The organism is Bacillus sp. AFS017336, assembly GCF_002555445.1.
GTDB lineage: Bacteria > Bacillota > Bacilli > Bacillales > Bacillaceae_G > Gottfriedia.
The window spans coordinates 1-25750 of sequence record NZ_NUCO01000017.1 but is presented as its reverse complement, the minus strand read 5'-3'; the positions used below and the strand labels follow the sequence as shown (position 1 = coordinate 25750).

Genomic DNA, 25750 nt, shown 5'->3' with positions numbered 1-25750 from the left:
TCCCTCTCTTTTTAATATGGTAAATATTAGAATACTTGTTCTACTTCGATTACGCCAGGTACTTCTTCTAATAAAGCTCGCTCAATACCAGCTTTTAAAGTGATTGTTGAACTTGGGCAGCTACCGCATGCGCCTAAAAGGCGAAGCTTAACAATTCCATCTTCAATATCAACTAAATCAACGTCTCCACCATCGCGTAATAAAAACGGTCTTAATTTATCTAAAACTTCTTGTACTTGTTCTTTCATGTCCATTCATATCGACTCCTTTCACTAATTTTATTATAATCAGTTAAGAGGAAAAAATCTATTACAGAGTACTTTTGTGTGTTTGAAAATATTGGGACACACATTTATTGTATGCTAGGAGGAGAAAATGAGTAATAAAATTTTAGTGGAAGTTTTTGGGGCTGAAGTAATTTGTGCTAGTTGTGTAGGAATGCCGTCCTCAATTGAAACGTTTGAATGGCTTCAAGCTGCACTTCAAAGAAAATATCCTGACTTATCGTTTGATTTTCAATACGTTGATATATTTAATGTTGAGAATAATGAAAAAGAAGATTTTGCCGAACGTGTAAGAAATGACGAGTTTTTCTATCCGGTTGTATTAGTAAATGGAAATGTAGTTGGTGAAGGTAATCCAAAATTAAAAGATGTTTATAACGCAATTGAACAGTAATGATCTTTAACTCCTTACAAAATGTAAGGGGTTTTTTTGAATTGATTTTTCTCGAAAATTAAAATGTTTTAATAAAATTCAATATTTTTATGCAAAAAGCTTAAATTTACATGATAGAATAGAAGTGTAAAATAAATTACAATTTTTGGCATATATATAGAACTGGGAGGAGGGGTGGAATGGTTGCGCTTTACTTGTTTGTAATTGGGGTTTTATTAATTATTATTGAAATGTTCTCATTAACTTTTGTTTTCTTATGGATTGGTATTGCGAGCATTCTAGCATCAGTTGTAAATTATTTAACAGATTCAAACACCTTTACTTTTATTGTTTTTATTATTAGTGCAATAATTTTATGGCTTAGTACAAAGAAATTTGCTAAGAGAATCCACCAGCATAAAACGATCGAAAATGGGGTGTATGCATTACTTGGCAAAGAGCTCATCGTAGCTTCTGTAGAAGTTGTTGATGATAAAGTAGGTACGACTAAAGTTTATGGAGATGAATGGACAATCCGTTCGACAGAGCCATTAACTTTAAATGAAAAGGTAGTTGTAACAAAAATAGAAGGTGCAACTTTGTATGTGACAAATAAATTAATTGAGGAGAAATGATATGTCTGATGTAGGCTCTATGGTTGGTCCAATTATAATAGGTATTATTGTTTTATTCGTTATAATACTTTTGTTATCAAGTATTCGAATTGTAAGACAATCTGAAGTATATTTAGTGGAACGATTAGGTAAGTTCCATCGTAAATTAGAGAGTGGTATTCATATAGTAATGCCATTTGTTGAACGTGTAGCTAGTAAAAAAACCTTACGTGAGACTGTTGTAGATTTTCCACCACAATCAATGATTACAAAAGATAATGTTAGTATTCAAGTTGACTCAGTTGTCTTTTATCAAGTAACTGATGTTGTCCGTCATGAATATGAAATTGCTAATCCTTTGTCTGCGATTTCTAATCTGACTGCTACTACTTTACGTAACTTAATAGGTGAATTAGATTTAGATGAGACATTAACAAGTCGTGATACAGTTAATAATAAACTTCGTGCTATTCTTGACCAAGCAACTGACAAATGGGGTATGAAAGTTAATCGTGTCGAAATAAGAAATATCATTCCCCCTGTTGATATCCAAAATGCGATGGAGCGACAAATGCAAGCTGAGCGTACACGTCGTGAAAAAGTATTAAATGCACAAGGTGAGAAAGAATCGAAAATCCTGAAAGCAGAAGGAGAAAAGCAATCAAAAATTCTTGAAGCTGAAGGGGAACGCTTAAGCCAAGTTGAAAAAGCACGAGGAGATAAAGATTCTCAAGTTTTACGAGCTGAAGGGGAAGCAGAAGCAATCATTAAACTTGCTGAAGCTAAAGCTAGAGGAGAACAGCTTGTATTAGACGTTTGGCGAAATGCAGAACCAACGAAGGAAATGGTTCAATTACGTTCAATGGAAGCATTAGAGAAAGTAGCTTACGGTCATGCATCAAAACTTGTCATTCCAACAGATGCTACAAAGCTTTTAGGAATGGTTGAAAGTGTAAAAGAAGTTATAAGACCTGACAAGACAGAATAATAAAAAAAGCCCCTTAACAATCAATTTAGTTAAGGGGTCTTTACTATATACATAAAGAATGTGTATTAATCAACCATTGTGATATTTATATAACCATAAGATTCCAGATTTAATCAATCTTGGAACTCGTCCGATAAGTGGGCGTTCATTAAATAGTCCAAAACCATGTTTTTTACCTAATGATCCCATAATACCTTTTAATTTGATTTGAGGCATTACCTCTGGAAGGTCTTCACCTGCCCATTTTTTTTGTAAAACCATTACGATTTGTTCAGCTTGAGCTTCTGCTAACTGTGCTGAAGGTGCATATGGTAATGCAGCACAATCCCCAACTACATAAACATGTTCATCATTTGGCATGTGATGATATTTCGTTACGACGATTCTACCAGTATTGTCTTTCTCTACCTCTAAGTTGCGGACAACTTCGACTGGTTGAATACCTGCTGTCCAAATAACAGCGTCACAATGAATCGCATCATCATGATTAAATAACGTATTTTGCTCAACTTTTGTAATGTTTGAATTGCTAATAATTTTAACATCGTGCTCAATAAACCAGTTTTGTACATAATAACTAAGTTTTTCTGGAAACATTGATAAAATACGGCTTCCGCGGTCAAAAAGTAAAATTTGTAAATCGCTTCTACTTTCTCTTAGTTCACTTGCAACTTCTACACCACTTAAGCCAGCTCCAACAACACCTATTACAGAATTTGGTGGTAAACTGTTAACGTTTTCGTATGCGTTTCTTGTTTTTTCAATTGTTTGGATACTATAAGTATGTTCCATTGCACCAGGTACATTATGGTACTTATCCTCGCAACCTAAACCGATAATTAAATCATCGTAAGAAACTGATTTTCCGTTGCTTAATTCTACGTTCTTGTTTGCCGTATCAATTGTTGTAATATCCCCATATACAACCTTTAATTTCTCGTGAGTTGGTAATGGTATTCTAATGTGCTGTTCTGGAACTGTACCTGCAACTAATGCATAGTATTCAGTTTTAAAGCAGTGATAAGAATTTCGATCGATCAATGTGATTTGAACATCCTCAGGCAAATCAGATGTTAATAGACGTGACAAAACACGAATATTTCCATATCCGGCTCCTAGTAATACGAGGTTTTTCATAGTTGATGTTCCCCTTTAGTTTTATTAGCGTTGAATGAAAAAAATTTTCTATTTTTCGACAATTATATTATATATATTTTATGCTAAAATAACAACGCTTAACTCGGTAAAATAAAGCACCTTCCATTTATTCTCAAAAGGATTGACGTTTTAAGAAAAAAAGAGTAACTTTATGAAGAGCAAGGAGTGAAAAATAGTGAGACCTTTAGTCGAATTTTGTATAAAAAACCTATCTGACGGAGCGCAAAAAGCGTTAGAGCAACTTGAACGTGATCCAAATCTAGACATACTAGAATATGGTTGCCTTGGATATTGCGGAAAATGTAGTCTGTCACTTTTTGCACTTGTTGAAGGTGAAGTTGTAACTGGTGAAACTGCTACTGAGTTAGTTGATAATATTTATATTTTCTTAGAAGAAAATATGTTAATATAAAAAGCACTGTTAAAAATTAGCAGTGCTTTTTGTTTTTTTTTCGAGCAATTTCAACAATAAAACCCTCTGTATTACAACTTACCCCATTTTTTACTTTTCTATCTCTTACTATTTATGTTTACAAATAACAAATTTTATTTTCATGAGTACACTATTTTTGAATTATATAAAAGTGAATAATAAGGACAAAAAAAATGAGCATTCACTTTAGTGAAAGCTCTTAAAATGTTTCTATATCGAGAAACGGGGGATGTTCTTATTGTGCTCAATTCATTTAAATTCTATACTTATATTAATAAAAAAAAATAGGGAGTCATGAAAATGAATTCTTTTCGTTATACAAAGATGCATGGACTAGGGAATAATTATATATATGTAAATATGTTTGAAGAAAAACTAAAAGAAGAAGAACTTTCTAATCTTGCAGTTGAGGTTTCAAATGTTAATACAGGAATTGGTAGTGATGGATTGATCTTAATTTGTCCTTCAGAAGTTGCAGAAGTAAAAATGCGAATATTTAATAATGACGGTTCAGAAGCTAAAAATTGTGGCAATGGTTTAAGATGCGTTGCAAAGTATGCATTTGAAAATGGCATTGTAAATAATTCTTCATTTACGATTGAAACGATTAGTACAATTGTAAAAGCAACAGTACATGTTGAAAATAATGTTGTTAATCAAGTAACAGTCAATATGGGCAATCCAGTATTTCAACGAACTCAAATTCCAATGACCGGTAATGAACAAGAATTTGCTAAAGATAAAATTTTATTTGAAGAAGAATACTATGAGTTTTCAGCTGTTTCAATGGGAAATCCTCATGCCGTTTTTGAAGTAAATGATATAAGGAATGCACCATTAACAACTTTAGGCCCATTTGTTGAAAAACATGAATTATTCCCAGAAAGCGTAAATGTTGAATTTATCGAATGTTTGCCGCATAATGAGATAAATTTCTCTGTATGGGAGCGCGGTTCTGGAGTAACTCAAGCATGTGGAACAGGAGCTTGTGCTGCAGTAGTCGCGATGGTCCAAGAAGGTAAATATAAACGAGATGAACCGATTAATGTTCACTTACAAGGTGGAGATTTACAAATAACTTGGTCTACTGATGGTGATGTTTTGATGAAAGGCCCAGCAGTTACAATAACAGAAGGCATATACTATACTCAAAGAGGAGTGAAATAAATGATTACAGTTACTGAACAAGCAGGCTTAAAAATAAAAGAAATGATTGAAAACGAAGAAGATCAAAATACGTTTGTACGCTTAGGTGTAAAAGGTGGAGGTTGCTCTGGACTATCATATGGTCTTGGTTTCGATCCACAAAAAAATGACGATGATATGGAGTTAGAATATCATGGCATTAAGTTTTTAGTTGATAATGAAAGTGCTCCAATTTTAAAAGGAGTTGTCATTGATTTTAAAGAGTCATTATTAGGTGGAGGATTTACAATCGATAATCCTAATGCAATTGCATCATGTGGATGTGGCTCTAGCTTTAGAACAGCTTCAAATGCTGGTACTCCTGAAGAGTGTTAATCTAGACTGCCCGCCAAACGCGCGCTTTCTTCGTTGCTTCGACTGCCTGCGGTGCTTGTTACCGTTTAGGGTAACTCCGCTCCTCATCAGTCTTCGCGCCTCGAAAGACAAGCGTTTTCGATCAGTCTTAGAAACATATTTATCGGACATTTTCTTGTGATAGGATACTTTTGTATCCTATTTTTTTCTATTAAACAAACTAGACTAATTTCTTATTTGTTAATATTTTTACAAATTTAGGTTAAATTGTTGAATCTTTTTTTAAGTAAGGTACTATTATATAGTGTAGATAAAAAAATGAAATGAATTTTTATGAAGTTGGTTGTGAAATGGTTCACTAATTTTGGATTGTATTGTTCAATACATCACAAACACTCAAAAAAAAGACTGCCTATTTAGACAGTTCTTTGAATCATTAATTTTATTATTAGAACATTGAGGAACTATGGCCTGGTTGTACTTTCGCAGATGGATCAATGTACGCTTTCGCATGATTGATTGCGGTAGGTGCTTCACCAAAGCCAGAAGCAATTAGTTTAACTTTTCCATCGTAAGTACAAATATCCCCGGCAGCATAAATACCTGGAATATTTGTTTCCATGCGTGAGTTAACAACAATGTTATTCTTTTCGATCTTTAAGCCCCAATTTTTTATTGGTCCTAAAGAAGAAACGAAACCATAGTTAACGATTACATCATCAACTTCTATTTCTAGACGTTCTTTTGATTTCTCATTTTGAAGAATAACTTTTTCAATACGTTCTGTACCAACGATTTCAACAGGTACAAAAGGAGTTGATACTTCTACCTTAGAGTTCATTAAGTTTTCTACGCTATGTTCATGAGCTCTAAATTTATCACGACGGTGAACTAATGTTACTTTTTCAGCGATTGATTCAAGCATCAACGACCAGTCAACAGCAGAGTCTCCGCCGCCGAAAACAACAACTCGTTTACCAGCAAATTTATTCATGTCATCTACGTAGTAATGTAAGTTTGCTTTTTCAAAACGTTCAGAACCATCAATTTCAAGTTTACGTGGTTGGAATGCACCATTTCCAGCAGTTATGATAATAGCTTTTGTATAGTGCTTAAATCCATCATTACAAATTAAATGGAATACTCCATCATCACCTTTTGTAATTGAATGAACCGATTGCTCTAAACATATAGTAGGTTCAAATTTTTTCATTTGTTCTTTTAAGTTATTAATCAACTCTTGAGCGCGTACTTTTGGAAAGCCGGCTACATCATAAATGTATTTTTCAGGGTAAAGTGCAGATAATTGACCGCCAAGTTGAGGTAAGCTTTCAATAATTTTTACACTAGATTGTCTCATTCCACCATAAAAAGCAGTAAATAAACCAATTGGTCCTCCACCAATTATTGTAATATCATATACTTTTTCATCTTTCATAACGGAATAACCCCCTTATGCATAAATGATCGTTATCTATTATAAAATAGTATCATATTTTATGCTGATAAAATAAAATTGGGTCATTAAATTACTGTAGAAATTTTTTTAGTAAAACTGGGGGATCGATTAAGAATTAATTAAATTGGCTTAATATTTTGATAATTCTAGCGTTTAGATTATGCTTGAAATTCTATGCAAAAAACTTTAATATTGTTATAGGCTAATTGTTAACATTTTGTGACAATTATTACGAAATATTTAGACAAATATCCCTATATAGTAATTTGCTCGTTAATGTACTAAGTTATAATGAATTAGATTGCTCACTACTGAGCTTACTTATAAATTTAGAGATATTAAAGCAAATTGAAAGTACTTAATATAATTTAAAAGGATGGTATGTATATCATGAATAAGCCTAAGATTGTAATCCTTGGAGCTGGGTATGGTGGAATCATTACTGCGACTCGACTTCAAAAAACATTATCTGCAAATGAAGCGGACATTACACTAGTAAATAAAAATAGCTACCACTACCAAGCAACATGGTTACATGAAAATGCAGCAGGTACATTACATCATGACCGTACACGTCTTGATATTAAAGACGTGATTAATCAAGATAAAATTAACTTCATACAAGATACTGTTACTCAAATCAAACCTGAAGAGAAGAAAGTAATTCTTTCTAGCGGCGAATTAAACTATGATTACTTAGTTGTTGGACTTGGTTTTGAGTCAGAAACTTTTGGAATTAAAGGTTTAAAAGAACATGCATTCTCAATTGCTAACATAAATGCTGCTCGTCAAATTCGTGAGCATATTGATTACAGCTTTTCTAAATACTACAACACACCAGTTGAAAAGCGCGATGATTTATTAACGATTATCGTTGGTGGTGCAGGATTCACTGGTATTGAATTTGTAGGTGAACTTGCAAACCGTGTTCCAGAATTATGCAAAGAGTATGATATCGATCGTGAAAAAGTTCGTATTATTTGTGTAGAGGCTGCTCCAATGGTATTACCAGGTTTTGATCCAGAATTAGTTGATTATGCAGTTTCTCAATTAGAGAAAAAAGGCGTAGAATTCAAAATTGGTACAGCAATTAAAGAATGTACTGAAGAAGGAATCATCGTTGCTAAAGGCGAAGTAGAAGAGAAAATTAACTCTGCAACAGTTGTTTGGGCAGCGGGTGTACGTGGAAATGCATTAGTAGAACAAGCTGGTTTTGAAGCAATGCGTGGACGTGTAAAAGTTACTAAAGATATGCGTGTTCCAGGATACGATGATGTATTTATCGTAGGAGACTCAGCTTTATTAATTGATGAAGCAAGTAACCGTCCATATCCACCAACAGCACAAATTGCAATTCAACAAGGATTTAACGTTTCACACAACTTATCAGTATTAGTTCGTGGAAGAGGCGAATTAGAAGAATTTAAACCAGACATTAAAGGTACTGTATGTTCATTAGGACATGACGATGCAATAGGTGTAGTTTATGGTAAAAAATTAACTGGTTGGAAAGCTTCATTTATGAAAAAAGTAATCGATAACCGTTACTTATTCGTACTTGGCGGACCGATGTTAGTTCTTAAAAAAGGTAAATTAAACCTTCTATAAGTAAAATAGCTCGACTTAGGTCGAGCTATATTTATAGGCGTCAAAATAAAAAAGAGATCAAACTGATTAAAAATGCTTGTCTAAAAAGGTGCAAATGCTTGTTGGAAAGCGGAGTTACCAAAGAAGGTAATGTGCGCCGCTTAAAGCAAGTGATGCAACGAAGAAGACGAGCGCTTAGTGGTCAGTCTAAAGCTCGACTTAGGTCGGGCTTTTTCTTTGTCTAAAAAGGTGGTTAACATTAATGAGTAAAAGAGGCAATGTATGGCTAGGAGTAGCGGGGTTAGTTAAAGACTCTGCCGGAAGATGGTTAGTTGTAAAGAAAAAATATAGTGGATTAAAAGGTTTGTGGTCTTTACCAGCAGGGTTTGTAAAGCAAGATGAAACGGTTGATCAAGCAGTGCTAAGAGAGATTAGTGAAGAAACTGGTGTAAAAGCAACTTTAATTGGATTAATAGGTGTAAGAACTGGCGTTATTCGTGAAGAAATCAGTGATAATATGCTAATTTTTTTACTCCAAGCAGATGATACAACTATTTCGATTCAAGAGGAAGAATTATCAGATGCACGATTTATATCGGAAGATGAACTACTTAATGATCCTACATCATCATTACTAATTAAATATTTAATTGAAAATCCACCCAATGAACCAATGGGAGTAGTAAAAGGATTAAATCCGGGGGATCAGTTCCAATATACAACTTATCATTTTATCAAGTAATATTTTTAAAGTTAGAATATTTAAAAAATTGACGACAAGGCGAGAAGGTTTTACACTGTATATAGAAAAAATGTGGGGTGTGTTTTTTATATGGTGATGAGTATACCAGTTTTACTAATTTCTATACTGTTATTTTTCGTATTAGCATTTGGAATTGGCTTCCTTGCAAATATGCTTTTTCGAACGACTTGGTTCATGGTAGTAATCTATCCTCTTTTAATTGTGATGATTGTGGACAAGATTAGTACAATAAAGTATTTTACTAATACTTCAAGTGCTTTTGAGACATTAAAAACGAACTTTATGGCAGTTGGAACAGGTGATATTGTTATTTTATCAGCTGGTCTAGTGGGAGCGATTATGTCAGGTGTTGTAATACTGTCATTAAGAAAAAATGGATATCAAATGTTCTAACTTTCTCTAGCTGGAGAAAGTTTTTTTTATATTTTTTTTGTTTTAGGGAATGATGAAAAGATGAAAAGGAGTGAAATGATTCATTGGGTATAAGTAAAAAATTATTTAGTCGAGTTATTTTATCTATTTTATTCATTATTGCTTTGTTTTCGTCTTTTAAAATCCTTGCTAATGTTCAAATAGCTACTATAAGGGATTGGTTTAGTGACGCTATTGTAATAAATAAAGTTTTTGCTGAAGAAAATAAATCAACGATTACAAATGAAAGCATAATGAAAACAATGGCAAAAAACATCGAACATAATACGAATTGGAATAATTATAAAAAGGTAACAGTTACAGCAACAGGATATACAGCTGGAAGAGAATCGACAGGGAAAAGTCCCAAGGACCATTCATACGGAATTACTTATTCAGGAGTGGAAGTAAAGAGGGATTTATTTTCAACTATAGCAGCTGACTTAAATATCTTTCCGATTGGAACAATCTTATTTATTCCTGGATACGGTTATGGCGTCGTAGCTGATAAAGGTGCGGCTGTTAAAGGACATCACTTGGATTTATACTTTCAAACCGTTGGAGATGTATTTGAGCATTGGGGAAAGAAAAAATTAACTGTTTATATCATAAAACAAGGATCTGGAAGATTTACTGAATCAGATTTAAAAGGATTGAATGAACAAAATTCGTTACAAGTATTTAGACAGCAATCAAAAAATTAGGTTGGTGATGGACTATGTCAAAAACAACTAATTATAGCTTAACTATTAATGCACCGATCGAAGCTGTTTTTGAAGTAATTGACTCAGATGAGCACATGAAAAAGTGGATGGACGGGTTTATTGAGAATCAGTATGATGAAAATTATAATAGAGAAAATCCAGTGGGGCATAAATTTAAGCAAAAGCTAAAAGAGGACGATGAGATTCAAGAATACGAAGGAGAAATCATTTCATATAAACCTCCAACAGAGCTTAGTGTCCGTTTAAAGCATTCTAATTTTACTGTTGATGCCATCTATCACCTATCTTCTATAGGAGCTAATCAAACCAATTTAGACTATGAGTGTAAATTGGAAATGGAATCAATGATGGGTTTCATATTCAGTTGGTTTGAAAAACGAACTTTAGTTAAACAATTAGATCGTTTAAAAAAATATGCAGAAGAACGGTTTGATGGTGTACTCTAAACAAAAAAAGCCCCTTGCAATTTTTAGCAAGGGGTATTATAACGTAGACCTGGTTATTTTCTTGTTTCAAAGGAAATTCTTTTGATTATCTCGAATTTAAAATAAGTGAATTTTTATTATAAAATAGAAGTAGTTGAATTTATGTGCCCAACTACTGGTATTAAAACAGAAATGATAAACGAGAGGCGGAGAATAAATGGAGGAGAAAATGACCTTAATGCATGCTTTAGGTATGACGATCGAGTCGGTTGAAGAAGGCAAAGTAGTGATGAAAATGGAAGTAACTGAAAAAGTACATCAACCATTCGGTTATTTACACGGAGGTGCTTCAGTTGCTTTAGCTGAAACAGTTGCAAGTGTCGGGACGTTTTCGATGATTGATCAAGAGAATCAACTTGCTTTTGGTCTTGAAATAAACGCAAATCATCTTAGATCTGTACGTGATGGGGTTGTAACTGCTATTGGAACTGCAGTACATACTGGTAAAACGACAATGGTTTGGGATATTAAAATCTATTCTGAGGATGAGCAATTGATTTGTATCTCAAGATGTACAGTTGCGATTAAAGATAAACGAAATTAATTTAATGTGCTGTTAAATTACTTTTGTAATTTAGCAGCTTTTTTTGTACATTCAACGAACAAGTCAATTCATACCCAAAGACGAAATTTAAAAGGACTAATTCTTAAAAGAAAAAAATCGTCAAATTTATGACAAACTTATGGTAAAATAATTAAGTTGTGTATATAAAATTTCGAAGAGAAGCGAGACATCCTCTACTTAAGGATTTGATAGTTTAAAAACTTCTTGAGATAGAGAAGAAAGGAGACATTCGATGAAAAATATATATTACACAGGCTTTAATGCACTTTTATCAATACTTATGTTTACAGTCGCTATTACACTAAACTTCTTTCAATTGGCTATAAACTTCTTATCAGTATCTGGTATTCTACAGCCACTTACAGATATTCTTCCAGAAAAGGAAATTAGAATTCTTACATTTATAGGTATCGCATTTCTTTTCTACTTAATTTTGAGTGGATTCAAATTAATTTCTGATATGATTTGGCAATTTGCTTTACTTCTATTTTCGAAGGATAACGAAGGAGTAGACTTATTAGCAACTAAAAAATACTCTTTTGTCTTTTTAATAGGTGGATTAATTGCTATATTTTTAAATAAATCTTTAGTGTATATTGCTATTGTTTTAATAGTAGCAGTAATTGCATTTTATATCTTATTTTTAATTAAGCAAAAATCTAACTACACAATTATAGGGGTTATAGGTTTTATCATGATCCAATTAATCATTTGGGGATTAGTTGGTAGCGGAGTAGTATATGGCGCATTTACACTTTTAGCTAAGGCTAAAACTTCAATGCCATTTTAAAAAAAGTAGCACTTTTGAATGAATCAAAAGTGCTACTTTTTTTGTTTGTTTATAGATTAATATAGTCGACCATTTACAATGATATTTTGCCAAATTCGTTGAGTAGGTGGGTAAGAATAGTTTTTTGGTATTGGAATTCTTTGCTTATCATTACCAATCCACGTACCAACCGTATAATTTGAGGTTAATCCCATGAACCATAGATTCGTATTATCGTTCGTTGTACCTGTTTTACCACCTATATAGTTCAGTGGCATATAAATATGTCTAGCAGTACCGTCTTTTACTACAGAGTTTAACATGCTTCTCATTGTTTCGTTCGTTGACGGATTGTACACACGAACTGATCTTGGTTCGTTTTCGTATAAGACTGTGCCATCTCTTAAGGTAATCTTTTTAATCGCACTATTTTGATAGTATACGCCATTATTACCAAATGTGGAGTATGCTCCTGTCATTTCTAAAGGCGACATACCGATATTGAAACCACCAAGAGCACGGCCTAGTTCCATTCGGTCTTCAGTTGTAATCTTGTTAAAACCATATTTATCTAAATATGTGTATCCAACACGTGGTGTAAGCTGTTCATATAATCTAACTGCAGCAGTATTATACGAGTTCTGCATAGCAGTACGGATCGTTACATCTCCGTATTCTTTCTTACTATCATTTTTCGGACAATATGTGCCTTTACAATAGTTATCTGCATTTACTTTTGTATCTGGTGTAGCACCAAATGTTTCTATATATGGCGCATATACTAATAATGGTTTAATTGTCGAGCCCGGCTGTCTATAAGACTGGAACGCTCTATTTAGACTATGAGGTTCATAGTCTCTTCCACCAGAAATTGCAACAATTTCATGTGTATCATTTTTTACGACAACTGCTGCGCCCTGCGTATTCGTTGAAATTGTTCCTTGATTAACCGCGTTGACCGTAACTTGTTGTATTGATGGATTTAAGCTTGTATAGATTTTCAAGCCCTGATTTTGTAAATATAACGCTCTTTCATCAGGCGTTTTTAGTTTCTTTAACTCAGTTTGCTGTGCTGCTGATAGTTTACTAGTATTAAATTTTCCTTTATTACCAGCTAAAATTCTTTTAAGTTCAGAATCTACATAAGAATAATAATCAGGATATTCCTGTGTTTTACTATCTTTCTTTAAAGTGATCTTTTCTTTCATTGCAGCTGTATATTGTTTTTCAGTTATTTTCCCTTGATCTCTAAGTATACCTAAGATTCTTTCTTGGCGTTTTTTAGCATTATTAAAGTTTCTCAAAGGATCATATAAAGTCGGGTTATTTGGAATTGTACAAACGAAAGCCGTTTGAGCAATACTCAAATCTTTAACTGATTTACTGAAATATGCTTTACTAGCAGCTTCAATTCCATAATTTCGGTTTGCAAAATAAATTGTATTAATGTACATTTCTAAAATTTGATCTTTAGAGTACTGTTTTTCTAATTGAAGTGAGATTTGAATCTCTTTTATTTTGCGTTCTACAGTTCGTGCTTGAGTTAAATATAAATTTCGTGCAAGCTGCTGTGTAATCGTACTAGCTCCTTGTTCTATTCCACTGTTGGACACATTCACCATAAATGCCCTAGCAACACCAAATAAATCAATACCCTTATGTGAATAAAAATATCGATCTTCGGTAGAAATAAAAATATCCTTTACTAGCTGAGGAATTTCACTGCTTTTTAAATTTATTCTATTATCACCAGAAGCAGGTATATAAAAAGGATTGTTGTTTCGGTCATAAAAAACACTGTTCTGTGATAAAGAAACTACAGGTAATTCTTCAACCTTCTTTTTGGGAATATTTTTTGAAGTCTCAAATGCCATCATAGCTTGCTGAGATGTGAAATAAAAGACAAGAAAGCTTATTATAATAATAATAAATCCAATAATTTTCTTCATAAAAGCCCTCTATTTACTTTCGATTTTTTAATTCGTTTTAAATTAATTAAACGAACGTATATTATTTTAACACGATTTTTCATATTGATGGGCATCTTATGTTATTTTTTACACAAATTGGTTGTATTAATAAAATAAGTAAATAAGTAGAAAATAGTCAAATTGTCTTACTTGAATATTCGTTAATCATATAAGACAATAAGGAAAAATCAGAAAATTTATTTTTCTGGAGGTGAGGTAATGAAAGAGCAGTTCCTATTTATTGATTTTGAATTTACAATGCCAGATGGAAAATCAAAAGGAATCAAATTTTTTCCGGAAATTATTGAAGTTGGTTTTGTAAGTGTTATTAATGATGAGATTAATCAAACTTATTCTTCTTTTGTTAAACCGCTTCAGTTTCCATTGTTATCCTCAAGATGTAAGAGGTTTCTAAGTATTTCACAAGAGAATGTTGATAATGGAATACAGTTAAAAGAACTTGGTGAAATATTAAATGAAGCGACAAAGAATTATAGAACGACAGTCATCACTTGGGGCAACATGGATATGAGAGTACTAAAACACAACTGTGAAGCTGCATCTATTTCGTTCCCAATTAATGGTGAAGTAAGAGACTTATGCCTCGAGTATAAAACTTTCTTTGGAAACCAAAATCAAACGGGTCTATGGAACGCAATGAAAGAATATGGAAAAGATGGAACTGGAAATCACCATAAAGCACTAGATGATGCTTTAACTACGTATCATATTTATAAATTAGTAGAAAAAGATAAGCAATATATGAAAAAACCTGCTCCTGCGACTTTAGGAGACTTAGTTGACTTTTCATTATTAAAGAAAAGAATATCTTCATATTAAAAACCAATTGATTTTAAATCAGTTGGTTTTTTATTTTGTTGATCGAGAAGTTAGATTATTCGTTGATAATTAAGTTGAGTCTTGTAGATTTCCACTACAGGATGCTCGCTTTCCATGGGGCGAGACCTAAGCCTCGGCTGTGCCTGTGGGGTCTTAGGCTTCCCGCATTTCCCATAGGAGTCGAGCACCCTTTCGTTCCAATCAATCATACAAAAAAAAGTTTACAATAAAATGCTCTAGAAAAATTACTAACTTAAATAAAATAGTATTTATTTTGTCCCATCTTAGGCGACTTATTTTTTAATTAAATTAATTTAAAAAGCTTTTTCGGGATAGATTTTTTTAATTAGAGAATACTCATTTTACTTTGATTATTTTAGAATACTTTGTATAATTGCAGTGGGAGTGATGGGACTATGATGGAGTTTTTATATTTTCCTGAAGATAAGACAGAGTATATTCCTGCCGTTATTTCATTAATTATTTTTATGATTGGTGCTTTTATTACGTTTTATCTAATTAAAAGAGCATCGGCAAAGGAAGAAAAGCGTATAACAGAATTAATGGAATCAAAAGAAAAAAAAGCATTGCGTGAATAAAATAATTCAAAATGGGGACTTACTAAGGAAGGTCTCTTTTTTTTGGAGAAGTTTATCACATTTTCATCACATCTATGTGTTAGATTGTTTTTGTCATTTTATTTTGCTATATAGATATTTTCTCGTTCGAGTTTACTTTAAAACTGTTTAAAACAATAAGATAAGTGATCTGTTTAACTCGGCAGAATTATAGGAGGTAATACATATGAAAAAGGTACTAAGTTTATTAATTGCCAGTATTATGATGACTGCAGGTTGTTCTAACGCGAAGAATCAAGATGCAGTCGAAAAACCAGTTGATGTAAATATTCTTCTTCCTACATCAGATATTAATTTAAATAAAGAAGTTACACTCCGTGCTGAAGTGAGCCAGAATAATAAGGCAGTTACTGATGCAGATGAAGTTCAATTTGAAATTGGTAAAACAGGTGAAGATAGTATGGCTATGCTAGATGCAAAGAATGGTGCAGATGGTATTTATTCAGCAAACTATAAATTTACAGATCCAGGTGATTACTATGTAATTGCTCACGTGACTGCTAGAGATCAACATTCGATGCCTAAAATGGACTTTAAAGTTCCTGCTACTAATTCAACTAATAGTGGAACTGGAAAAAGTGAACATGAATCTCATAGTGGAGATGACCATCATAGCGATCTAATGATTCATTTAATGGGTACCGAGAATCTTGATGTAAACAAAGAAAATGTTTTTACGATTCATTTGATGACGAATGATGGAAAAGCACTTGAAAAAGCGAACGTTCGAATTGAAACATGGAAAGATGAGAATGGAAAGCACGATTATACAGATGCAAAAGAAGTTGCACCTGGTGAATATGAGGTTAAGTATACGTTTAAAGATAAAGGAACAAACACTGTAAAGGTTCATGTTGAAAAAGGCGAATTACATGACCATACTGAAAAAGAAGTTACAGTAAATTAAATAAGAAAGAAGGCTATCCTATCTTTGATAAAAGGATAGCTTCTTTTATATGATTACTTTATGGGGGGAAGTATTTTGAAACGAATTGCTTTCGTTAGCACACTCGTTCTTTTCTTGTTCTGTACGGGCTGTTTTCCAAATAAAATGTCGCATATCAAGGATTCTGAAAATGTACTTATCTCGATAAATAAAAAAGTAGGTAGTTTAACTTTTCTTGATCCACATGACTTACATAAAGTAGCAGATTGGGATTTAAATAGAGATGTAAGTGGAGCGGCTTTATTGCAAAATGGAAAGGATATTGCAGTATATCATCCAGCAGATCCTAATATAGATATTTACCATCTTTCAACTGGTGATAAGATCAAGAGTTGGAAGGCCGGTGTTGGTATTACGAATATGATTTCTTTAAAGAGTAATCATACGATTGCTGTAACGAATGGAAAAAAGAATACGATAACTTTTTTTGATCAAAAGGGTAACGTGCATAAACAATTGAAAATAGGCAAAAATCCTATATCTATGGTTGAAGATACGGCTCACCATAAACTATTTGTTAGTTTATTTAACGAGAGAAAAGTGATTGGTATTAACTTAGACCACTATGAAGTAGAACAAACGATTGAAGTACCAAATACATCAATTGGCCTAATATTAAATAATGATGCTTCTGAATTATTCGTTGGTGGACACGGAAATGGCGAAAGTGAAAATGAAGATGTGAAAGTATACTCGACTACTACTGGTAAGAAACAAAAGTCACTTCATACCCCTCTAATGCCAATATCTTTTTTTAAAAATGATGACGGATTGTTTACAATAGCTCATGGTACAAATCAAATTTATAAGTTAGATCCTACCGTTGTAAATCAGACTAAATTTATTGAAGTTGGCTCCAACCCATATGCAGCAATTGGATTTAACCATTCAGCGTATGCAGCTAGTTATGATTTAAATAAATTGTACCAAATAAATACTATAACGATGAAAATTGAAAAAGAAGCGGCAGTAGGGAGAGGACCTTTCCAATTATTGTTAAGAGAGGGCATTCGACATGAGTGATAGAAGGATATTAATTGTTGATGATGAACAAGAAATTTGCCAATTAGTTGGAATGTATTTAGAAAACAGCGGGTATAGTTGGGACCAAGCAAGTAATGGTGAAGCAGCATTAAATAAAATTAGTCAATCAAACTATGATTTAATTATTTTAGATATTATGATGCCGATTATGGACGGATGGGCACTTTGTAAACAAATTAGAGAGACATCAAATGTTCCTGTTATTTTCTTAACTGCAAAAGGTGAGGAATGGGATAAGGTAAATGGGTTGAAAATGGGAGCGGATGACTACATCGTAAAACCATTTAGCCCCAGTGAATTAATTGCAAGAGTTGATGCTGTGCTGAGAAGAACAAAAAACACGGATTCTTCTATATTTCATATTGGTCAGATTAAAATCAATGAAAAAGCCCGGAATGTATTTGTATCTGATAAACCATTATCACTTACGTTGAAAGAATATGATTTATTGCTCTTTTTTTGCAAGCATCAAGATTATGTTTTTAGCCGCGAACAAATTTTAGAAAAGGTTTGGGGATTTGATTATTTCGGAACAGCAAGAACAGTTGATACACATATTAAAACATTGAGAATTAAGCTTGGACAGGATGCAGATTATATTTCTACAGTTTGGGGTGTAGGATATAAATTTGGGATAAATGGATGAAAAAAATCGTAAATTCTCTTTCATTTTTACAGAAGCTATGGCTAACAATCTGCTTAATGGTAATCTGTACAACGATCTTTTTCTTTTTAATGTTTCAGTTTGCATATAAGCAACTATATGTTTCTTATGTTCGTTCAACTTTAATTCAGGAAGGTACTAACTTAGTAAAACACTATCATAAAACAAATAATGTTGATGACTTTTCGAAATTTGTTTCAAAATTTAATGCTGTTTCAAATGCAAGTGTTTTATTTATTAGTAATCCGAGAGACTTAAGTGCATGTATCCCATACAATGTCAGCCATGAATCGTTTATCACTGAAGACGATCGCGAAACTTTATTAAAAGGAAAAGTAATTACAAAGACAGGATTTGAAAAAAGATTTAAGCATCAAATAATCGGTGTCGTAGTTCCAGTTGTAAAAAAAGAAAAACTTGAAGGGATTATTTATTTAAATCTACCTTTAAGGAGTATTACTGAACTAATCCAACAATCAAAATGGATTTTTATGATTAGTACATTGCTATTTGCTTTCATTATCCTTTTAATCGGCAGAAGTATAATTAAACAAATGATTAAGCCGTTATCTAGAATGGAACAAATCTCATATAAAATGGCAAATGGTGATTACACGGAGCGTATCCACTATAATAGTGGTGATGAAGTAGGTAAACTAGCTTTTGCTTTTAATTCAATGTCTGATTCTTTACAACAAGAAGATGAAAATAGAAAAGAGTTTTTAGCTAATGTTTCTCACGAACTAAGAACGCCGTTAAGTTATGTAAAAGGATATAGTGAAGCAATATTAGATGGAGTAATAAAAAAAGAACAACAACTAAAATATGTTGGTATCATTCAAAAAGAAGCAAGTCGAATGCAAAGATTAGTAAGGGACCTTCTTGATTTAGCTACTTTAGATGGACAACAGTTTCCTCTAAATAAAGAGCCGAACGTAATTGCGCAATTAATTGAAGATACAATCGAAACATATTCACAAATACTAATAGAGCGGGGTATTACAATTCAAAAGAATTTAGATGAGTCGATCATTGCTAACGTTGATCCAGACCGTTTCCAACAAGTTATACACAATTTAATTGATAATGCAGTTCGTTATACACCTTCGGGAACAAACATTTATATCAATTTATCTCAAGATAAACAAGTAACTCTGGAGATTATCGATGAAGGTAAAGGAATTCCAGTCGAAGAGATTCCGCATTTAGGGGAAAGGTTCTATCGTGTAGATAAAGCAAGGTCTAGAAATGAAGGTGGAACAGGATTAGGACTGGCGATCGTAAAGCATATTATTGACCAGCACAACGGTAAAATAAAATTTATGAATAGTGACGGTAAAGGTTTAAAGGTTATTATTACTTTGCCAGTATTTGAATTATAAAAGACATATTCAAGCTCTAAAAAGTTCTCTGGATGGACTGGTTAGATCCTCCAGTTTAAAAGCTAACGTGCACAATCAAAATTTAGATACAAAAATCAGTTATTATTACAATAAAAAAGGGGTGTCTATATGTCAGTTTACCTGACTTATGAGACAGCCCTTTTTAACTTATATAAAATTTGATATACGATCATAAATATGTTCGGGAATTTCTTCAGGAATTAAGTGTCCGGCTTCTGGATAAGTAAATAATGTTGAATGTTTTAAATCACGGTGTAATCTTTCCCCAACTGCTAATGGAACTACTTTATCTTTTTCACCCCAAATTAAAAGTGTTGGTACAGATATATCTTGTAAATCTGCTGGACTCAAATCTCCTTCTCGATCACGGATCATCTTAGTTAGCGCTCTAAAAATTTCATCTTGCATAAAAGGTTCCTGGTAGCCATTAATCATTTCATCATCGATTAGCTTTTGATCATGAACAACTGATATTAGAGAATTAACTACTCCTTGTTTTGCTAAGTTCCTCTTTATATAAAGATAGAAAAAAGGAAAATATGATGAAATGATTAGATGAGGATTTGCTCTGCCTAAATAACCAGAGCTACATAATAAAATCACTTTGTTAACAAGCTCTGGTTTTTTCTTCGTTACATATAATGCAATCTGTCCGCCCATAGAATGTCCGACTAAATTGATGTTTTCCAGCTTCAAATGATTCACAAGTGAGATTACTACATTAGCGAAGTTATCGTACGAATATTTAAAGTTTAATTGCTTACCACTTTTACCAAATGGAGGAAGGTCGATAACGACAACAACATGTTCTTTTGAGATAAATGGTATTAGCCTACGATAACTAAAGCAAGATGACAAAAAACCGTGAATTAATACAAATACTTTTGATTCTTGCTTATTAAAATTGTGGTATCCGTATAGTTCATAATAAACATCAAGACCAGAAATCTTATATGTCGACTGTATTGTTCCAGAATGATTCATCATCCAAACTCTCCTTTAAGTTTTTGGATTATTATGTCCAAACGGAAGGAATACATTCTAATCTTTATAATGCTCCGTATGTCACCATATGTTATGTAAATCACTAAAATACTTTTAAATTATAAGTTTTTAGTCAATTCTAATAAACATAAGTAATTATTTAAAAAAAATGAAATAGCCCAACCTTTAAAGTGACTATAATACAATAAGGGAACTTCAAAGGTAGTATCGTATATAAGCCTTATAGCAAACTTTAAAAGTTGGTCTGTGTGTGCTAAAATTTAGTTAGTGGAATTGAACGAAAATTAGGAGTGTTTTGAATGGCACAAAACTACAATATTGGAAAAGTTTACACTGGTAAAGTAACAGGGATTCAAACGTATGGTGCCTTTATTTCACTTGATCACCAAACACAAGGACTAGTACATATTTCCGAAATTATTAATGGATATGTTCGAGATATTCGAGACTATATTTCTGTTGGGCAGTTAGTAAATGTACGTGTACTGTCTATTGATGAGATGACGGGAAAAATTAGTTTGTCTTTAAAAGGAGCAAGTATCGATCAAGGATTTAATGGTGAAGAAAACTTAAAACATGCAGCTCGATTATTAAGAGAATTAAAACCAGATGGATTTAGCACCCTGCATAAAAAGTTAAATGAATGGCTTCATGTTGAGATGAAGAAAGAAAATATGACGAATTAAAAAGGAAGGGGGATCCCTTCCTTTTAATTTTTACTTTCAGACTGGAGAGTCCGAATCTATCTTACTTCGTTTGTCTCAGGATGTGTTCCTAGCTCTTCTGAAGGTTTGAATAGTAAGCCAAGGTTAATTAGTCCTGAAATACCAACGATACCATATATAATTCGAGCAAAAGCAGAATCAGCACCACCAAAAATTGCTGCTACTAAGTCAAATTGAAAAAATCCGATTAATCCCCAGTTTATAGCTCCAATAATTGTAAAAATAAGTGCAATACGTTGTAATGTACTCATATAGGTTAACCTCCTTTTTATGACCTTCAAAAATAGTATCTCTCATTTCATTTTGATTATGTACATAAGTAAAAAATTATCATTCTGTTTCTTGTTAAAATTTTCACATAAATTTAATCTTATTTACTTGCTTTCAATTATTTAATTAGGTACATTGTAAAGGTATTACAACTATTTAAGGAGGTTTGATGTATGACTTCTCATATTAAATTTGACTATTCAAAAGCAAAAATGTTTTTTCAAGATCACGAAATTTCATATTTAAGGGATGCAGTGAAGTTATTTCACCATACGATTCATGAAAAAACTGGTGCAGGTAGCGACTATCTAGGATGGGTAGAGTTACCGAATGACTATGACAAAGAGGAATTTTCTCGAATCCAAAAGTCAGCAGAGAAAATCAAATCAGATTCAGACGTTCTTTTAGTAATCGGAATTGGTGGATCATATTTAGGTGCACGTGCAGCAATTGAAATGTTACAGCATTCGTTTTTTAACATTGCATCTAAAGAAGAAAGAAAAGCACCTCAAGTGTTCTTCGTAGGTAACAATATTAGTTCTACATACATTCATGATTTAATTCAAGTTTTAAAAGATAAAGATTTCTCAATCAATGTTATTTCAAAATCTGGGACAACTACTGAACCAGCAATTGCATTCCGTATTTTTAGAAAGCTGTTGGAAGAAAAGTATGGCGTTGAAGAAGCTAAACACCGTATTTATGCTACAACTGATAAAGCGCGCGGTGCATTAAAAACTGTTGCGGATGAAAAAGGATACGAAACATTTGTTATTCCTGATGATGTAGGTGGACGCTACTCAGTTTTAACAGCAGTAGGTTTATTACCAATCGCAGCAGCAGGTATTGATATTGAACAAATGATGAAGGGTGCTCAAGATGCATATAAAGAGTACGGCACTTCAGAATTAGAAGATAATCAAGCTTATCAATATGCAGTTGTAAGAAATGTTTTATATAACAAAGGTAAAACAATTGAGATGCTTGTTAATTATGAACCATCATTACAATACTTTGGTGAATGGTGGAAGCAATTATTTGGAGAGAGTGAAGGGAAAGACCAAAAAGGGATCTATCCATCTTCAGCTAACTTTTCAACAGATTTACATTCTCTTGGTCAATATGTTCAAGAAGGTCGACGTGATTTATTTGAGACAGTTGTATCTGTTGAAAAGCCACGTCATGAATTAACAATTGAACTTGAGGATAACGATTCAGACGGATTAAATTATCTTGCAGGTAAAACTGTAGATTTTGTAAATAAAAAAGCTTTTGAAGGTACAATATTAGCTCATGCTGATGGCGGAGTACCAAATCTAATCGTGTCACTACCAAAATTAGATGAATATACATTCGGCTATACAGTTTACTTCTTTGAATTAGCTTGTGCGATGAGCGGATACTTACTTGGAGTAAATCCATTCGATCAACCAGGCGTTGAGGCATACAAGAAGAATATGTTTGCTTTATTAGGAAAACCAGGATTTGAAGAACTAAAACAGCAATTAGAAGAACGTTTAAAATAATAAAAAAACCGTTGTTAAATTTACTTTGACGACGGTTTTTTTTATGGATTTAAAATTAAAATTCATGTTTTTACTTAAGTAAGAAAATACTATTCAAAAAGGAGGAGAAAAGCATATGTATCCTTTAAAGTCAAAATTAGAGAATGAAATATTTCCACTTAATGATATTGAGGGGAAATTAAAAAATCATGGGTTTGTTATTGGCGCAAATTGGGACTACGATCATGGAAGTTTTGATTTATTAATGCGAGATGACGACGGGTATCAGTACTTACGTTTACCCTTTAATGTTACTTCAGGTTCATTAGATATGAATGGAGCAGTTATTCAATTTGAGTCTCCATTTTTACTAACTCACGTTTATAATGAGGGTCTTGATGATAATATTGGTTATGAAGGGAATTTAACTGGATCTTTAAACCAGTTTCAAGAACCGATAGATCCAGATGCTAAAGTGCCTAGAAAATATCAAATTAAAGGGTTTGAAATTCTTAAGAAAATTGAAGATGAACTTTTATAAAAAAAAGAGCCAAATCATGAAAATATGATTGGCTCTTTTTTATTAAGTAGAAATGATGTTTAAGTAAGTAAGATTAGGAAATCTTCTTTAGCAATCTGAATACTTTTATCAGGTTTTATAATTGTTTGTTTATCCCGGATTATGCCAATAATCATTTTATCGTTGTCTAATTCTTCTATTACAATGTCATAATAGAATTTTCCAATCATTTTTTGATCAACATTTAATATTTTAACTGTAAATGATTCTAATTGATTTGTTAGTTTAAGTACTACATCTGAGTAACCTTTATGCATTATCGATCCTGACATAACAAAAGAAGTTAGTAAATGTGCTTCAATAATTTCATTGGCACCAGCGCGATATGCGTTTATTACTTGATTTTTCGTTAAGATTTCTGCGATACAGTGAATCGATTGATTAACGCCTTTTGCAGCAATGATTGTTAAAATTGTTTGCATATCAGCTTCTTGTTCATTTTTATTTTGATCTGCTGTAATTAATATCGTATTAGCAAATTTAAAATTTGCCTTTTCTAAAACTGAATCGTTGGAAGCAGAGCCTTTTACAAAATGCACTTTCCCTAACTCTGGAGGTAATAGTTCTAGGCTTTCATCGATTAATACGATATGGGTAGAAATTGAAGAAGCGTGCAATTGGTTAATTACATTCTTAACTCGTTCGTTCCAACCAACGATGACAATATGGTTCTTTTTTGTAAATGTAAGTACACCTCTAAAATCTGCGTCTTGATTTCGGAAAGTTTGAGCTGTGAATGAAATCATATAATAGGAACCGACCCCGGTACCTAATAAAATTAATATAACGGCAAAAAAACGTCCAACTGGAGATAGAGGTACATAATCACCATAACCTACTGTAAACGTAGTAACGATTGACCACCACATTCCATCCCAAACAGTTGGAAACGTAAAAGGTTCTGCATAATGAATAATTGTTCCAAATATAGCAATCAATGATAATAAAATGACTGTAATTTTAAATAATGTATAGGATTTAAAATAGATAGGTTGGTTACGAAATACTTTCAAGCTTATTCCTCCATCGCAATTTCGTAACACTTATTTTTACCAATAAATAATAAGTTATCACTATTATATACTCTCTATTTCAATTCCACGGATATTCTCTATTTGTTCAATGTCATAATAGATTTCTGTCGTTCTTCGTTTATTAAACACTAGTAATTTCATTTGTATATAGTGCTCATCATTATTTAAGCCCTTTATTTTAATATTTTTAACTGTAATATCTTGTGCAGTTATTTGATCAATCACAATATTAATATTTTCTTTTCCTATAACTGTTAGCTTTAGGCTTATATCTCTTTCTTTTAATTTTTTTGGACCAAGTTTGTTTATTAAATAAGGAATTAATTCAACACTGATAATTAATAACCCGACTCCAGCAAATGCTGCGGCATAAAAACCAGCCCCAACAATTATTCCGATACCTGAAGCTCCCCAAATCATGGCAGCTGTTGTTAGGCCAGCGATCGTATCGTTACCTCTGCGAAGAATAACGCCAGCTCCAAGAAAACCAATTCCCGATACTATTTGGGCTGGTAAGCGTAATGGATCCATGGAGATATTTAAAAAGTCGCTGCTATGGAATGTATAGGCTGAACTAATTGAAGCGATTGTTAACAGGCAACTCATTATTGAAATGACTAGGCATGTTTTTAAACCAAGAGGTTTTCTTTTTAATTCTCTTTCTAATCCAATAACGGAACCTAGCATTGCTGATATAAGCAATTTTACGAGAATGTCTGGTTGTAGATCCATTTTCTAAACCCCTTTTCTATATAGTTTATGGCTAATTCGACATGTGGTATTACACTTCCTTCGTAGTTAAAATAAATTTTTTTCTTTTTTTATAAAAAAAACAAAAAAAGGGCTTGTCATATTCTAAATGCGATGTTATATTTATATACGTCGCCAAGATGGTTCGACAAAAAGAAACAAAGAAATAAAAAAAATGAAAAAACATGTTGACTCGATGTTGAAGAGATGTTAATATGAAAAAGTCGCTAAAGACGCGACGGTTTGAACTTTGAAAACTAAA

Annotated in this window: 30 protein-coding genes; 22 read left to right on the top strand and 8 right to left on the bottom strand. The window is 32.6% G+C overall.

Annotated elements, in window-relative coordinates; genetic code table 11:
- Window positions 1-26: 26 nt before the first annotated feature.
- On the bottom strand, window positions 27-254 hold the full coding sequence (locus CN601_RS08475; protein ID WP_025671774.1) for a NifU family protein: 228 nt from the start codon (window positions 252-254) through the stop codon (window positions 27-29).
- 121 nt (window positions 255-375) lie between these two features.
- Between CN601_RS08475 and CN601_RS08470 the strand changes: the two genes are divergently transcribed.
- The 3 genes from CN601_RS08470 to CN601_RS08460 all read left to right on the top strand — a co-directional run bounded on the left by CN601_RS08470 (window position 376) and on the right by CN601_RS08460 (window position 2259).
- Complete coding sequence (locus CN601_RS08470; RefSeq protein ID WP_098119614.1) at window positions 376-678, top strand: DUF1462 family protein; 303 nt, start codon at window positions 376-378, stop codon at window positions 676-678.
- Window positions 679-857: 179 nt separating this feature from the next.
- Window positions 858-1292 (top strand): NfeD family protein, encoded by a 435-nt coding sequence (locus CN601_RS08465; protein WP_098119613.1) that lies wholly within the window; start codon window positions 858-860, stop codon window positions 1290-1292.
- Between the two features lies 1 nt (window position 1293).
- The gene (locus tag CN601_RS08460; RefSeq protein ID WP_218923237.1) at window positions 1294-2259 is read left to right on the top strand and encodes an SPFH domain-containing protein; all 966 of its coding nucleotides are present in this window, start codon (window positions 1294-1296) and stop codon (window positions 2257-2259) included.
- Window positions 2260-2328: 69 nt separating this feature from the next.
- Here the strand turns inward: CN601_RS08460 and CN601_RS08455 are convergent, their stop codons facing one another.
- The gene (locus tag CN601_RS08455; RefSeq protein ID WP_098119612.1) at window positions 2329-3396 is read right to left on the bottom strand and encodes an NAD(P)/FAD-dependent oxidoreductase; all 1068 of its coding nucleotides are present in this window, start codon (window positions 3394-3396) and stop codon (window positions 2329-2331) included.
- 196 nt (window positions 3397-3592) lie between these two features.
- On the opposite strand from CN601_RS08455, the gene CN601_RS08450 reads away from it, so the two are divergent.
- From CN601_RS08450 to CN601_RS08440, 3 genes are all read left to right on the top strand, one after another.
- Window positions 3593-3829, top strand: a complete 237-nt coding sequence (locus CN601_RS08450; RefSeq protein WP_216853911.1) for a YuzB family protein — start codon at window positions 3593-3595, stop codon at window positions 3827-3829.
- A 321-nt stretch (window positions 3830-4150) separates the two neighbouring features.
- A complete protein-coding gene (gene dapF, locus CN601_RS08445; RefSeq protein ID WP_142317320.1) occupies window positions 4151-5017 on the top strand; it encodes a diaminopimelate epimerase in 867 nt (288 codons plus the stop codon).
- Window positions 5018-5371 carry a HesB/IscA family protein gene (locus CN601_RS08440; RefSeq protein WP_098119609.1) on the top strand — a complete coding sequence of 118 codons (354 nt, stop codon included), beginning with the start codon at window positions 5018-5020 and terminating at the stop codon, window positions 5369-5371. It abuts the gene before it with no gap.
- 427 nt (window positions 5372-5798) lie between these two features.
- On the opposite strand, the gene CN601_RS08435 is transcribed toward CN601_RS08440, so the two are convergent.
- Window positions 5799-6788, bottom strand: coding sequence for an NAD(P)/FAD-dependent oxidoreductase (locus CN601_RS08435; RefSeq protein ID WP_098170777.1), 990 nt, complete (start codon window positions 6786-6788; stop codon window positions 5799-5801).
- 411 nt (window positions 6789-7199) lie between these two features.
- Between CN601_RS08435 and CN601_RS08430 the strand changes: the two genes are divergently transcribed.
- The 7 genes from CN601_RS08430 to CN601_RS08400 all read left to right on the top strand — a co-directional run bounded on the left by CN601_RS08430 (window position 7200) and on the right by CN601_RS08400 (window position 12135).
- Window positions 7200-8417 (top strand): NAD(P)/FAD-dependent oxidoreductase, encoded by a 1218-nt coding sequence (locus tag CN601_RS08430; RefSeq protein ID WP_142317319.1) that lies wholly within the window; start codon window positions 7200-7202, stop codon window positions 8415-8417.
- Between the two features lie 241 nt (window positions 8418-8658).
- The gene (locus CN601_RS08425; RefSeq protein ID WP_098119607.1) at window positions 8659-9138 is read left to right on the top strand and encodes an NUDIX domain-containing protein; all 480 of its coding nucleotides are present in this window, start codon (window positions 8659-8661) and stop codon (window positions 9136-9138) included.
- Between the two features lie 96 nt (window positions 9139-9234).
- Window positions 9235-9552 (top strand): YuiB family protein, encoded by a 318-nt coding sequence (locus CN601_RS08420; RefSeq protein ID WP_098119677.1) that lies wholly within the window; start codon window positions 9235-9237, stop codon window positions 9550-9552.
- An 83-nt stretch (window positions 9553-9635) separates the two neighbouring features.
- Entirely contained in the window at window positions 9636-10274 is a 639-nt protein-coding gene (locus tag CN601_RS08415; RefSeq protein WP_373604963.1) for a 3D domain-containing protein, read from the top strand.
- A gap of 14 nt (window positions 10275-10288) precedes the next feature.
- Window positions 10289-10741, top strand: coding sequence for an SRPBCC family protein (locus CN601_RS08410; protein WP_098119606.1), 453 nt, complete (start codon window positions 10289-10291; stop codon window positions 10739-10741).
- Window positions 10742-10937: 196 nt separating this feature from the next.
- Window positions 10938-11324, top strand: coding sequence for a PaaI family thioesterase (locus CN601_RS08405; protein WP_304362837.1), 387 nt, complete (start codon window positions 10938-10940; stop codon window positions 11322-11324).
- Window positions 11325-11577: 253 nt separating this feature from the next.
- Window positions 11578-12135 (top strand): DUF5366 family protein, encoded by a 558-nt coding sequence (locus CN601_RS08400; RefSeq protein WP_098119604.1) that lies wholly within the window; start codon window positions 11578-11580, stop codon window positions 12133-12135.
- A gap of 56 nt (window positions 12136-12191) precedes the next feature.
- Here the strand turns inward: CN601_RS08400 and CN601_RS08395 are convergent, their stop codons facing one another.
- Window positions 12192-14063, bottom strand: a complete 1872-nt coding sequence (locus CN601_RS08395) for a transglycosylase domain-containing protein (protein ID WP_098119603.1) — start codon at window positions 14061-14063, stop codon at window positions 12192-12194.
- Between the two features lie 240 nt (window positions 14064-14303).
- On the opposite strand from CN601_RS08395, the gene kapD reads away from it, so the two are divergent.
- From kapD to CN601_RS08365, 6 genes are all read left to right on the top strand, one after another.
- The gene (kapD, locus tag CN601_RS08390) at window positions 14304-14924 is read left to right on the top strand and encodes a 3'-5' exonuclease KapD (protein WP_098119602.1); all 621 of its coding nucleotides are present in this window, start codon (window positions 14304-14306) and stop codon (window positions 14922-14924) included.
- Window positions 14925-15340: 416 nt separating this feature from the next.
- Entirely contained in the window at window positions 15341-15523 is a 183-nt protein-coding gene (locus tag CN601_RS08385; protein ID WP_098119601.1) for a hypothetical protein, read from the top strand.
- Window positions 15524-15728: 205 nt separating this feature from the next.
- Window positions 15729-16469: a FixH family protein gene (locus CN601_RS08380; RefSeq protein ID WP_098170776.1), complete on the top strand. Its 741-nt coding sequence runs from the start codon at window positions 15729-15731 to the stop codon at window positions 16467-16469.
- Window positions 16470-16544: 75 nt separating this feature from the next.
- Window positions 16545-17531, top strand: coding sequence for a YncE family protein (locus CN601_RS08375; RefSeq protein ID WP_098170775.1), 987 nt, complete (start codon window positions 16545-16547; stop codon window positions 17529-17531).
- Entirely contained in the window at window positions 17524-18198 is a 675-nt protein-coding gene (locus CN601_RS08370; RefSeq protein ID WP_098170774.1) for a response regulator transcription factor, read from the top strand. Before CN601_RS08375 ends, CN601_RS08370 begins: the two co-directional genes overlap by 8 nt.
- Window positions 18195-19598 (top strand): sensor histidine kinase, encoded by a 1404-nt coding sequence (locus CN601_RS08365; protein WP_098170773.1) that lies wholly within the window; start codon window positions 18195-18197, stop codon window positions 19596-19598. Before CN601_RS08370 ends, CN601_RS08365 begins: the two co-directional genes overlap by 4 nt.
- A gap of 168 nt (window positions 19599-19766) precedes the next feature.
- Here the strand turns inward: CN601_RS08365 and CN601_RS08360 are convergent, their stop codons facing one another.
- Complete coding sequence (locus CN601_RS08360) at window positions 19767-20603, bottom strand: alpha/beta fold hydrolase (protein ID WP_373604964.1); 837 nt, start codon at window positions 20601-20603, stop codon at window positions 19767-19769.
- A 320-nt stretch (window positions 20604-20923) separates the two neighbouring features.
- Here CN601_RS08360 and CN601_RS08355 point away from each other — a divergent pair, with 320 nt between their 5' ends.
- Window positions 20924-21310: a CvfD/Ygs/GSP13 family RNA-binding post-transcriptional regulator gene (locus CN601_RS08355; RefSeq protein WP_098119595.1), complete on the top strand. Its 387-nt coding sequence runs from the start codon at window positions 20924-20926 to the stop codon at window positions 21308-21310.
- Between the two features lie 56 nt (window positions 21311-21366).
- On the opposite strand, the gene CN601_RS08350 is transcribed toward CN601_RS08355, so the two are convergent.
- Window positions 21367-21600 carry a DUF378 domain-containing protein gene (locus CN601_RS08350; protein ID WP_056468643.1) on the bottom strand — a complete coding sequence of 78 codons (234 nt, stop codon included), beginning with the start codon at window positions 21598-21600 and terminating at the stop codon, window positions 21367-21369.
- 192 nt (window positions 21601-21792) lie between these two features.
- Here CN601_RS08350 and CN601_RS08345 point away from each other — a divergent pair, with 192 nt between their 5' ends.
- A complete protein-coding gene (locus CN601_RS08345; protein ID WP_098119594.1) occupies window positions 21793-23145 on the top strand; it encodes a glucose-6-phosphate isomerase in 1353 nt (450 codons plus the stop codon).
- Between the two features lie 115 nt (window positions 23146-23260).
- Window positions 23261-23665, top strand: a complete 405-nt coding sequence (locus tag CN601_RS08340) for a YugN-like family protein (RefSeq protein ID WP_098119593.1) — start codon at window positions 23261-23263, stop codon at window positions 23663-23665.
- A 59-nt stretch (window positions 23666-23724) separates the two neighbouring features.
- On the opposite strand, the gene CN601_RS08335 is transcribed toward CN601_RS08340, so the two are convergent.
- The gene (locus CN601_RS08335) at window positions 23725-24717 is read right to left on the bottom strand and encodes a potassium channel family protein (RefSeq protein WP_179865494.1); all 993 of its coding nucleotides are present in this window, start codon (window positions 24715-24717) and stop codon (window positions 23725-23727) included.
- Window positions 24718-24780: 63 nt separating this feature from the next.
- Window positions 24781-25470 (bottom strand): MgtC/SapB family protein, encoded by a 690-nt coding sequence (locus CN601_RS08330; RefSeq protein WP_098119591.1) that lies wholly within the window; start codon window positions 25468-25470, stop codon window positions 24781-24783.
- Window positions 25471-25750: the final 280 nt, after the last annotated feature.

Excerpts from the sequence above, each read along its gene's own strand:
- CN601_RS08435 (WP_098170777.1), bottom strand. The coding sequence starts at position 6,788 with ATGAAAGATGAAAAAGTATATGATATTACAATAATTGGTGGAGGACCA.
- CN601_RS08370 (WP_098170774.1), top strand. The coding sequence starts at position 17,524 with ATGAGTGATAGAAGGATATTAATTGTTGATGATGAACAAGAAATTTGC.
- CN601_RS08355 (WP_098119595.1), top strand. The coding sequence starts at position 20,924 with ATGGCACAAAACTACAATATTGGAAAAGTTTACACTGGTAAAGTAACA.
- CN601_RS08455 (WP_098119612.1), bottom strand. The coding sequence starts at position 3,396 with ATGAAAAACCTCGTATTACTAGGAGCCGGATATGGAAATATTCGTGTT.
- CN601_RS08395 (WP_098119603.1), bottom strand. The coding sequence starts at position 14,063 with ATGAAGAAAATTATTGGATTTATTATTATTATAATAAGCTTTCTTGTC.
- CN601_RS08365 (WP_098170773.1), top strand. The coding sequence starts at position 18,195 with ATGAAAAAAATCGTAAATTCTCTTTCATTTTTACAGAAGCTATGGCTA.
- CN601_RS08380 (WP_098170776.1), top strand. The coding sequence starts at position 15,729 with ATGAAAAAGGTACTAAGTTTATTAATTGCCAGTATTATGATGACTGCA.
- kapD (WP_098119602.1), top strand. The coding sequence starts at position 14,304 with ATGAAAGAGCAGTTCCTATTTATTGATTTTGAATTTACAATGCCAGAT.
- CN601_RS08430 (WP_142317319.1), top strand. The coding sequence starts at position 7,200 with ATGAATAAGCCTAAGATTGTAATCCTTGGAGCTGGGTATGGTGGAATC.
- CN601_RS08420 (WP_098119677.1), top strand. The coding sequence starts at position 9,235 with ATGAGTATACCAGTTTTACTAATTTCTATACTGTTATTTTTCGTATTA.
- CN601_RS08400 (WP_098119604.1), top strand. The coding sequence starts at position 11,578 with ATGAAAAATATATATTACACAGGCTTTAATGCACTTTTATCAATACTT.
- CN601_RS08345 (WP_098119594.1), top strand. The coding sequence starts at position 21,793 with ATGACTTCTCATATTAAATTTGACTATTCAAAAGCAAAAATGTTTTTT.
- CN601_RS08475 (WP_025671774.1), bottom strand. The coding sequence starts at position 254 with ATGGACATGAAAGAACAAGTACAAGAAGTTTTAGATAAATTAAGACCG.
- CN601_RS08465 (WP_098119613.1), top strand. The coding sequence starts at position 858 with ATGGTTGCGCTTTACTTGTTTGTAATTGGGGTTTTATTAATTATTATT.
- CN601_RS08425 (WP_098119607.1), top strand. The coding sequence starts at position 8,659 with ATGAGTAAAAGAGGCAATGTATGGCTAGGAGTAGCGGGGTTAGTTAAA.
- CN601_RS08385 (WP_098119601.1), top strand. The coding sequence starts at position 15,341 with ATGATGGAGTTTTTATATTTTCCTGAAGATAAGACAGAGTATATTCCT.
- dapF (WP_142317320.1), top strand. The coding sequence starts at position 4,151 with ATGAATTCTTTTCGTTATACAAAGATGCATGGACTAGGGAATAATTAT.
- CN601_RS08340 (WP_098119593.1), top strand. The coding sequence starts at position 23,261 with ATGTATCCTTTAAAGTCAAAATTAGAGAATGAAATATTTCCACTTAAT.
- CN601_RS08330 (WP_098119591.1), bottom strand. The coding sequence starts at position 25,470 with ATGGATCTACAACCAGACATTCTCGTAAAATTGCTTATATCAGCAATG.
- CN601_RS08360 (WP_373604964.1), bottom strand. The coding sequence starts at position 20,603 with ATGAATCATTCTGGAACAATACAGTCGACATATAAGATTTCTGGTCTT.
- CN601_RS08350 (WP_056468643.1), bottom strand. The coding sequence starts at position 21,600 with ATGAGTACATTACAACGTATTGCACTTATTTTTACAATTATTGGAGCT.
- CN601_RS08460 (WP_218923237.1), top strand. The coding sequence starts at position 1,294 with ATGTCTGATGTAGGCTCTATGGTTGGTCCAATTATAATAGGTATTATT.
- CN601_RS08405 (WP_304362837.1), top strand. The coding sequence starts at position 10,938 with ATGGAGGAGAAAATGACCTTAATGCATGCTTTAGGTATGACGATCGAG.
- CN601_RS08470 (WP_098119614.1), top strand. The coding sequence starts at position 376 with ATGAGTAATAAAATTTTAGTGGAAGTTTTTGGGGCTGAAGTAATTTGT.
- CN601_RS08410 (WP_098119606.1), top strand. The coding sequence starts at position 10,289 with ATGTCAAAAACAACTAATTATAGCTTAACTATTAATGCACCGATCGAA.
- CN601_RS08440 (WP_098119609.1), top strand. The coding sequence starts at position 5,018 with ATGATTACAGTTACTGAACAAGCAGGCTTAAAAATAAAAGAAATGATT.